Origin of the sequence: Pseudoalteromonas umbrosa (assembly GCF_030125375.1) — a bacterium.
Taxonomy (GTDB): domain Bacteria; phylum Pseudomonadota; class Gammaproteobacteria; order Enterobacterales; family Alteromonadaceae; genus Pseudoalteromonas; species Pseudoalteromonas umbrosa.
Genome location: NZ_JASJUU010000003.1, coordinates 276,311 through 286,232 on the forward strand (window position 1 = coordinate 276,311; position 9,922 = coordinate 286,232).

A 9,922-nucleotide genomic window follows, 5' to 3' on the forward strand; every position below is an offset into this window, starting at 1 on the left:
TAAATACACTTATAAAAAGTACTTTACTTTTTTATCTCTTAACATCGCTAAACCAATTGCATAGATAAAATAAGCTCAAGTTATTGATTCGTTAGATATGAAAATGGAGTTTGGTTTAGACGAAACTATAGGATGGTAGAGAGAAAAAAGCGCCTTAAAAAAGGCGCTTTGGCTCACAATCAAGAGACATACACATTATACCCGGGAGTATTAGTGTGTGTGTTCGCCTCCTTTTTCAATACCTAACCAAACTAGTCTTTCTGGTGTGAAATCTAGTTCAATTTCAACTTTTACTTCTGCCGTTTCAAGGTCATAACCTAATACGTGCTGTGCATTTGAGTCAGTCACATAAGCAATGTTTTCAGCGCCTGAGAATGCAATGCTAAAAACGGCACCTTCAGGGATAGCTGATAGCTCATGCTCATGCACTTTTACTGAATGTGCCACTTCCCAATGATGCTCATCACCTTCTGCGTGTTGTTCAAAAATAGTGAGTACACCAGCAGTGTCTAATACTGCAGCATGAGAGCCATCATAGTTGAAGCTACCACCTGCAAATCTGTAGTTTTCTGTCGCTGACCAATCAATCTTTTCAATCTCGCCATGCTCTGCATCAACAACAACTAACTCAGTACCTGCAACACCAATAAATTGATGACTGTTTTCGTGACCAATTAGTAAACCAATACGTTGGTTTTCAGCGAAGCTGTCAGGGTTAACAATTTTAGTGGCAACAAATTCACCGTTTTCTTCTGCGATAACGACAACACCATCACCACATGCAAAAGACACATGCTCGTGGTTTTGTGCACTACCGTGAAGTGCAGGGCAAGTTACATCAAATACCTTTTCCTGGTCAAAATGGTCACCATGCTTATGATAAAGGCCAATTTGCGTTGGTAAAGTTGACTCTGTTTGTGGGTCACGAATAGTACTAAAAGTATATTCACCACGTGATTGCGCTGCACCATGCATGTTTGTGTCGTAGTGAATTTCAGCTACTTTGTCTTTGTCACCACTGATGTAGGTCTCAGAAAATACAACCACTTCTGCGTTGACCGCGTCTTCACCACTACCATCGAAGAAAATTGCAGTGCTGCTTTCGCCATTTGTAACATGAGCAGGTTTCACATGGTCAAAAGAAACGTCGCTAAGCTTTGGCTCTTCTTCATAAGGGTGCATGTGGTCGCCATGGTCTTCTTGCCAAATGCCGCCATCGATGAATTCAACACGGCCTTGTTCAGACTGAACAAGAACTGCGTAACGGCTATTTTCTGTTGCGTAAACTCTATTAGCATAATTACTTGATGTAAGTTCACCAGCAACTTCTTTGTGCTTAATATCCAAAACATGTACTGAGTTTATGCCAGGGGAAGTGATTAATAAGCGACCGGCTTCACTTACTGAATCATGATCATGATCGTGTCCTTCATGGCCGTGATCGTCATGACCCTTGTCTTGCTCGACTACTTCTTCAACAGGAGCGTGTTCTACGATTGTTGTTTTTGTGTCACCACAAGCTGCTAGCAATGCTGTTGCGACCGCAACTGAGAGTAATTTGTGTGTGTGTTTCATATTTCTTTCAATTATTAGAGTAGTAAATTAGCAGGAAATGTTAATAGAGACGCCTGCAAATGGAATGTTATAAAATAACAATTTGTGATTATGTTATACTATAACGTGATTCTTGTGCAAGGAAGAATTTGCATTAATCTTAAATTTGTACCTTGCTCAGTACTAAAATATGAACTGCTGAATTACAGAGGGAACTGATGAAAAAGTGTAATTATTTCTTGTGCTTAAAATTGAATTACAGCGAGTGTGGCAAAGTGGAGGGTGGTTGAGGTAAGCACGAATGTGCCATATAAATTGGTTTATTCAGATAAAAACAGGACTCTAATTGCAATAGCGACGAACACTACTAGAACCAAAATAACCTCAATTTTATGTACTATTGATTTTGTTTTTTTATTTTTCTTTTGATCTTTAGAAGTCACTTTTAAATCCTCGTTGGGGTGGCGCTTTTCATAGGCTGCGTTCGCTTTTTTGGCAAATTCAGCTCGTTTCTTTGGGCTTAAACTCTGATTAATTGAGCTCTGGTAATCTACAACCTTTCCTTTTGCGACCCTTGCTTTAGGTGCACTACACATGACTACCTCGGATTGAAAGCCATAAATACAACCATCACAACTGCATCTCACTTTGGTTGAACTACTCACTACTACTTTTACATTATAGTACTTTTATCTTGTGATGTCGTTTAATTTTTCTAAATAAATAGGAGTTATGTCCGATAATATAATAATAGGGTAAAACTTAATGTTTAGAAAGGATTGAGCTTAGGCGAACAAAGGAAGAAGCAGTATGGGGAGAGCACCTATGTTTAAGAATAGTATCAACATATTTGTCGTGTATGCATTGATTGTTGTATTAGCTGGGTGTGACAAGGTTGATAAAAACCCACAGCCGGGTTTTTATCAAGTGAGTCAAGCGCCAATAGATCATGGCGTCTTTTCAGCTCGTGGAGATTTCCTTGCTTTTGTATCTCAAAATCAAATATTCGTAGCAGATGCCAAGGGCGATGGTGTTGTGGCGCAGTTCACACTTAGTGATACTCCGGTCATAGATATCGCTATGTCAGCAGATAAAAGGTTATTGGCAGCCAGCTATATGACGTATGTGGTCGTTTGGGATTTGGTTAAACAAGAAGAACTCGGTCAGTTTAAGGTTGTCGGTGAGTCAGAGTATGCTAAAACATCAAAAGTGGCCATTTACGATAATCCAATGACTTTGCTCGTGGGTATGACTGACGGCAGTGTTAATGTTATTGATTTTAAAAACAGGCTGACTAAGCGTGTTAAACACCATGATGCGAGGGTTAGTTTTCTAACGCTTGGTCCACAACGTCAACTCTTGTTAAGTGCTGGACATGATGGCTTGGTTAATATTTCTGATGCAAGGACTTTGCAGCCTAAATTTGAGCATAAATTGTCTAAACGTGTGACAAGCTTCTCTTATAACTTAGAGCAAAATTTGCTGTTTATTTCTGATGCACTTAATGAGCAATGGGTGCTTAAGCCTTTTTCAGCGCAGGGTAATTCAATAAAGCTTTCCTACCGTGAAAGGTTTCGCTGGTTTAGGGCTTCGGCGATATCCCCAGATGGCGATTATTTGGCAACCGGCTCAAGTAAATTTTGGTGGACATTATGGAATGTAAGAACTGGGCAAGAAATTGACGCTTTTGCCATACAGGCGGTAACTTCAACGGCAATGATCTTAGATATGCACATAGATAGAGCAAATAAACTTGTGACACTCAGTAGTGATGGAATTGTTGAATATTGGGAAATCAATACCTTAATAAACTCACCTGATTGATGGCGTAAACTTTGCTTATTTTGCCTAGAATTCGCGCAACACAGGATGCTGCGTCAACAATAGGGGACAATAAACTGTACAAATAAAACAAAGGCTATACTATTTGCACAGATTATTTATTGCCCTTGAATTTAGAGAACCAGAACCATGTTGTTAAGACTAATCCCATTGCTTGTTGTGCTGTTATTAGTTGGGTGTGATGATGAAGTAGAACTCAGTCAAGGTACAATCAGCCAGCTTGGAGATAAAGGTGTACTAATTGGACACTTTTCACAAGATGGCAGCAAACTAGTCACTATAGATAGTGCGAATGTGCTGACCGTTTGGGACAGTCGCTCCATGGAAGCTTTGTTTACTGTGCCACAAAACAAAATGCCAGAGCTCTCTAGAGAGGTCGTTCTATCTAAAGATAACAATATGCTGATTGTCGTAGGGGATAATCAACTTAAATTTTGGTCTTTAGCCACTAAAAAGCTTGTCACTAAAGTGAGCTTTTCCGGAGTGAGTGGGTACGCGCACATTACGTCAGTTGCGTTATCACCCTCAATGGACAAAATTATCGTTGCTATGTCTGATGGTACTGTCAACATGGCACATCTTCATACTCAAGTTAATAATCAATTTGCCCCGCACAGCCGTCCTGTAATGCATGTGGAATGGGATGACAAAGGCGAGTTATTTATGACTGCGGCGCAAGACGGAAAATTAGCGCTATGGCGCTTTGGTTCGCCAGAGCCGGTATTTACAAAGGAGTTTAATCACAGAGTAACTAGCTTGGCTGTCAGAAAAGATTTCTCTGAGTTCTTTGTATCTGATGCTTTAGATAATCAAGTAATTGCATCTTTGATTGACGGTGCAGATAAGAGTGAACTCAAGTATATGGCACGTTTCAAAGTGTTTAGAAAAGCGTTATTCATCGAGAAAAGTGGCTTATTGGCAACATCATCTTCTAAATCTCAACTGACGATTTGGGATACTAAAAGTGGCAATGAGCTGGGAACATGGCAGATCAATACAGTTAATTCAGGTGCAACAATTATTGATATGTACGCGCCAAGCAAAGAAAAATTGGTGACTTTGAGCAGTGATGGCCTATTGGAAGAGTGGGCGCTAAATATGTTGGCTAACCGAAAATAGCACGGCTTTGAGGTTTGCCAGGTGAGGTAGATTTAACTTAGGTACAGTCAAATGAACAGATGGATTTTGTTTTTACTCTTAGTTTCGGGGTGGGCGAGTGGTCTGCCAGCGCAGCTCGATGTCAGTCAATGTGAGCGCTACGCCACAGAACTGGTGCTGTTGAAAAGCTCAACCAAGGTATCAGATACAGAGCACGCGCGAATTTTCCGCCTAACAGAGCGCATGGAGCAGTATTGCCAGTCTCCAACTCAAATTGTCAATGTGACTGAAAACCACATCAACCTTCCCATATTTGGTACTAGTCAATTCAGTGACCCTCAAGTTTATGCGAAGTGGCAAGCTTTTTATGAAAAACCTATTATCTGCCATGATGGGGAACAAACCTTTCAAAGTGCAGTGAGGTGTGCAGAGCTGGTCGCGGAGCAAAAGCAGAATTTTGAGGCGCAGTTAGCTCAGCAAAGTAAGTTAAGTGATCAAACTGGACGTGCACAGGTTTTAAAGAAACAGCCTGTTATCAGTGAATCTGTTGCTTCTTTGAATTCTATCGAACTCCCTTCACAGGCATTTCCTAACACGTTTAATGACGAAATTGAAAAAGAGCCAGACCATTTTACCCGTTTTGGTTTTTGGTTAAGTATCATATTGTGTGGTTATATTTTAATTGAACTCGCCAAGCGGTTTCTCACTAAGGGCTATAGCACTAGCTACTCGTTAAAGAAGAGAAGCTTTAAAAAGACCTATGATGTACTTAGTAGTAAGTTGGATAAAAAGAAATACATAATAGTGCACCGAAGTATGAGTCCACTGCTTGAAGAGTTGGATATTGATGGTGTGGTTCTATCGCCATTTGGTGTCTTTGTATTTGTTTGCTCTCAACATATTGGTGAAATTGAAGCAAACTTACACAATGAAATGTGGCATTCGACAGCGGAGGGAAGTGCCCAGTTTTTTTTAAATCCGCTTAACTCATCAAAAGTACGTGCTGCCAAACTTGCAGATTGCATTGGAGCCAAAAGTGGTGTCAGGCACATGGTCGCTTTTAATAATGGTTGTCGTTTTTACCCTGGGCGTCCCGCAAATTGCTTTGAAAATTCGCAAGTCGCACTTGAAGTCATGCGCTATACGCAATTTTTATATAATTATGAGCAACTTCGTTATTTTGAGCAGCGTTTGTACTCTGCCAGCCACATGGTCGCCTCTGGGCAGGAAGTGGTTAGTTAGCTCATGCTTTTATATGAAATAAATAGTCTATTTATTTGCTAAATATTGTTATTTTTGATGCGTCTGAAATGAAATAGAGTTACAATTATCGGCCTTTATCATAAGGCACCCTCTAATTTATAGTTACAAAGGTTTCTCAAGTTTCGAATGACCGATCTTACAACTCATGAGGCTTCTCGGAAGCGCTTACTTATTGCGCTTGCATTGACTTGCACGTTTATGGTTATCCAACTAATTGGTGCATATTTTGCCAATTCTCTAGCCGTGCTTGCAGACGCAGGACACTTGTTTGTCCATAACAGCTCGTTGCTTATCGCATTAATCGCATCGAGTATTGCGGTAAAACTCGCAAAAAACTTTAATGAAGGTTACAAAAAAGCAGAATACACAGGTGGACTCATCAACGGTATTTTGTACGTTTCTATTGCTGTGATTATTTTGCTCGAAGCGACGGAGCGGATCGAATTACATAGCCAAGGCCATGTTCACGAAGTGAATACATTTTTGATGTCGACCATTGCAGGAGTGGGTTTCTTGTTTCATGGTGTGGCTGCTTGGGTTTTGTATAAAGGCAGAAAAGACAGTATTAATGTCTACGCGGTATTTTTACACTCCTTTTTTGATTTATTATCAACAGTCTCTACGTTCGTAGCAGGCATACTTATTCATTTGACGGGTTTGAATATTATTGATGTGCTCTCAAGTATGTTGATTTCAAGCTTTGTGTTATTTACCGGTTTTAAGGTGATTAAAACATGCTTGACTGGACTCCTTAGCAAAGAGAGTGCACTGCCTAATGTAGACAAACTTGAACAAGCGATTGTTGATACTGAACATGTTGAAAGCGTACATAATGTGACTGTATCCAACACAGATGATGAACTGATAGTTGGTGCGCATATCGTTTTAAAGCATCATTGCACCATAGAAATGCACGATGATGCGTGTCGTTTTCAAGTTGAGGCGCGCTTAAAGCAGCTATTTTCAGTCGAGAAATGTGTGTTACAAATAGAAAGTCACAATTGTCCCCACCATTAAACTTGGCAAATAACCAGCTTTCCTTTATTTTTTAATAGAATATAAAGAGGAGCTGGTATTGCTACATCAATTCGTTAAATTACCCAAGGTAATTATTGCACTTTTTTTAGGAATAGTTGGCGGAGTTGCTAACCTGCTTCCAATTTGGTTTCTAGACAGCTCAGAGTTTTTGTTTGGACAGCTGTTTGTTATCTTGTGCTTACTAGCCTTGGGCTGGCGCTATGCTTTGATCGCTGTTGCCATTGGGGCGCTTTTTTTGTTGTACCGGTGGGGGCATTGCTGGGCTTCTCTTGTATTCCTGTTTGAAATAGCATGGTTACAAATATTTTGTATTCGTGCCAACAAGCCCTTGTTCATTCGAGGCCTAGGTTACTGGGTCCTTTTTGGTGTGCCCATTTTATTTATTGTCGGCAAATTTGTATTAGGGCTGACGTTATTAGTGATTTTCACCGCTCTTGCTAAATATCTGATTAATGCTGCGGTTTACCTTGCGATTGTGGATTTAATTTCGCTGTTTCTATTTAAACGCGTATGGCAAGCTAAATCTCTCTATCAAATTCTTAACTACATGATCAGCCAATTGATTATATTGGTGGTGCTGATCACAACAATAGTGCTTACAAACAGTCATTACAAACGCATAGAGTATGAAGTCACTGCTCAGCTGCAAGATGCCTCAGGCAGCGCATTAAAGCAAATTGATGATTATCTTGAGAGCTATCGGCGAGCGATTATGGTCGCGGCTCAGGACATTCAATCCGGTGTAGATAAACAGCAGGTGATTAGGCGACTAGTTGAGACTTATCCTAATTTTAGAACGGCTATTGTGGCTGATCACAGCGCGATGGTGACGCACTTCTATCCTAAAGCGTTGCAAGTCAGTTTGGTAGGCGAAGTCCCATCAGTTGCTGACCGTGAATACTTCCTTCAAGCGCCTTACTACCCTAATGGTTATGTGTCTGGGATATTTCAAGGTCGAGGGTTTGGTAATGACCCTGTAGTGGCTGTATCTGCCCCCTTGTATGAGGAGGGGGAGTTTCAAGGGATCGTTGAGAGCTCCCTTTATTTTGAGTCATTTGAGCAATTTATTCCGAAGGTGCTTGCGCAAAAAGGGCATCTACTGATTGTCGATCATGAAAACAATATTGTTTATAGCTCTTTAAAGTCTGACTTTAACATTTTGGATAATATTGCAGATAAGCAGCTACAAGAACTGACTGAAACAACAGACCAAATCTTCATCAGCAACAATCGAGATGTGTACTATAAGCAAAGTATGCAATCGAATATCTTTCAGTGGCGAGTAATTAGCTTAATTGAGCGCAAGCATGTGAACTTAGCAGTCGCGTCCGCTTGGATACAGTCGTTTATTCTGGCTCTATTTATTATTGCGATTAGCAGCTTTTTAGTGAATAGAATGACGCGGGTGTTCACTAAACCCATCGTCGATTTAAGTCATAGTATTAACTCATTTGACCCAAGTAAAAAAATGTCTGAAGTGAACAACAGTACGGATGGTAGTTGTTTAGAGGTCATTATTTTACAGCAGCAGTTTTCACAGTTGGCATTTAAGCTATCGATGAGTTTTACCAAATTAAATACGGCAAATGATGAAAATGCACAGCTCAATAGAAGACTACAAGACTTTAATAAAACCTTAGAGTTGGAAGTACGCCAAAAAACTGAGGAGCTTATCAGCGCACTAGAAAGTGCTAACAGAGCAAGCTCGGCAAAAAGCCAATTTCTGGCCAATATGAGCCATGAAATAAGAACACCGCTCAATGGCATTATTGGCATGTCAGAGGCACTCATACAGTCAGAACAAGATGCCAAAGCAAAAGAACAGTTAGACATTATTTATCAATCAGCCCATAAACTGTTATTGATACTGAATGACATTTTAGATTACTCTAAAATTGAAGCAGGGGCATTACACCTCTCAAAACAAGATACTGATATTAAAAAGTTTGTTAAGGATCTTTCAGCATCGTTTGAACAGTCCATAAAAAATCCTAAAGTTGAATTTACTTATGTGATATTGGATACAGTTCCTGAAGTACTTGTCATTGATGATTTGCGTGTTGGACAGGTTATCAATAACTTATTGAGTAATGCTGGTAAATTCACTGAGGAAGGCTTTATTCGCTTTGAGCTTAATTATCACAACGAGCAATTAACTTGCAGTATCAAGGATACTGGCGTTGGCATTTCAGAAGCTGCGCAAAAAGACTTATTCGATGAGTTTACACAAGCTGACTTGTCTACAACACGCAAATATGGTGGAACAGGACTTGGTTTGACGATTTGTAAGCGTTTGGTTTCACTGATGGAAGGAGAGCTGACTTTTACTTCTCAAGAGCACAAGGGCAGTGAGTTTTCTGTTGTGATCCCAGCAAAACAAGGCGGTCGAATAGAGCGTTCGGTGCAAGAGAATGTCGGTATCCCCAATTTAGAAGGCATTCGACTGTTATTAGTAGAAGATAATCCGATTAACCAGATTGTGGCGATGCAAATGTTGGCTAAAACAGGTGGCCAAGTCGTAAAAGCACAGGATGGTGTAGAGGCACTGGAAGCGTTAAAAGCGCAAAAATATGACGTTGTGCTTATGGATTGCCAAATGCCGAATATGGACGGGTTCGAGTGCACGCGCGCTATTCGTTCAACACCTGAAGCATACGGCGCACCTTACATTATTGCGATTACCGCTAATGCATTCAGTGAAGACAAAGCCAAGTGCTTACAAGTCGGCATGGATGACTTTGTCGCTAAGCCTATTGAATCGTCTGAGCTTTATCATTGCTTGATTAAATGGCAAGCACAGGATTTCCAGGGTACTTTGGATCCCTAAGCTGAACTTCCCAATGCAGCATGTTTGAATATATTGCTTTTAGGCATGCTCATACTTGGGTTATTCTCTGCCTATTCCCCCTAAATCTAGAGAGGTAATATTAAGTTTTCTATCACTCAACTAATGCCATGTTTATTACACCCTGCTCAGTATTGCTATTTATTCTTTCATTACTATTAAAGTTAAATTTAGTTAAAAAATGGATTTTTATTTTATCTAAAGTGTTTATTTTTTGATTCTTTCTTCGGTTTTTTAGTGTTGTACATAAGCTTTTTTCTGATCAAATACCATGTAATAAAG

The 9,922-nt window shown here is 40.0% G+C and carries 6 protein-coding genes; 5 read left to right on the forward strand and 1 reads right to left on the reverse strand.

Translation table 11 applies throughout. The annotated features are described in order from the left end of the window. Positions 1-210: 210 nt before the first annotated feature. Positions 211-1,575 carry a YncE family protein gene (locus tag QNM16_RS11235; protein ID WP_284020576.1) on the reverse strand — a complete coding sequence of 455 codons (1,365 nt, stop codon included), beginning with the start codon at positions 1,573-1,575 and terminating at the stop codon, positions 211-213. Between the two features lie 804 nt (positions 1,576-2,379). Between QNM16_RS11235 and QNM16_RS11240 the strand changes: the two genes are divergently transcribed. The 5 genes from QNM16_RS11240 (at position 2,380) to QNM16_RS11260 (ending at position 9,622) form a co-directional block, all read left to right on the forward strand. After that, positions 2,380-3,378 (forward strand): WD40 repeat domain-containing protein, encoded by a 999-nt coding sequence (locus QNM16_RS11240; RefSeq protein ID WP_284020577.1) that lies wholly within the window; start codon positions 2,380-2,382, stop codon positions 3,376-3,378. A 147-nt stretch (positions 3,379-3,525) separates the two neighbouring features. Continuing rightward, entirely contained in the window at positions 3,526-4,515 is a 990-nt protein-coding gene (locus tag QNM16_RS11245) for a WD40 repeat domain-containing protein (protein ID WP_284020578.1), read from the forward strand. 51 nt (positions 4,516-4,566) lie between these two features. Further along, the gene (locus QNM16_RS11250) at positions 4,567-5,736 is read left to right on the forward strand and encodes an NERD domain-containing protein (RefSeq protein WP_284020579.1); all 1,170 of its coding nucleotides are present in this window, start codon (positions 4,567-4,569) and stop codon (positions 5,734-5,736) included. Between the two features lie 147 nt (positions 5,737-5,883). Continuing rightward, positions 5,884-6,774, forward strand: coding sequence for a cation diffusion facilitator family transporter (locus tag QNM16_RS11255; protein WP_284020580.1), 891 nt, complete (start codon positions 5,884-5,886; stop codon positions 6,772-6,774). A 58-nt stretch (positions 6,775-6,832) separates the two neighbouring features. After that, a complete protein-coding gene (locus QNM16_RS11260) occupies positions 6,833-9,622 on the forward strand; it encodes a response regulator (RefSeq protein ID WP_284020581.1) in 2,790 nt (929 codons plus the stop codon). The last annotated feature ends 300 nt before the right edge of the window (positions 9,623-9,922 follow it).

Excerpts from the sequence above, each read along its gene's own strand:
- QNM16_RS11250 (WP_284020579.1), top strand. The coding sequence starts at position 4,567 with ATGAACAGATGGATTTTGTTTTTACTCTTAGTTTCGGGGTGGGCGAGT.
- QNM16_RS11240 (WP_284020577.1), top strand. The coding sequence starts at position 2,380 with ATGTTTAAGAATAGTATCAACATATTTGTCGTGTATGCATTGATTGTT.
- QNM16_RS11245 (WP_284020578.1), top strand. The coding sequence starts at position 3,526 with ATGTTGTTAAGACTAATCCCATTGCTTGTTGTGCTGTTATTAGTTGGG.
- QNM16_RS11235 (WP_284020576.1), bottom strand. The coding sequence starts at position 1,575 with ATGAAACACACACACAAATTACTCTCAGTTGCGGTCGCAACAGCATTG.
- QNM16_RS11255 (WP_284020580.1), top strand. The coding sequence starts at position 5,884 with ATGACCGATCTTACAACTCATGAGGCTTCTCGGAAGCGCTTACTTATT.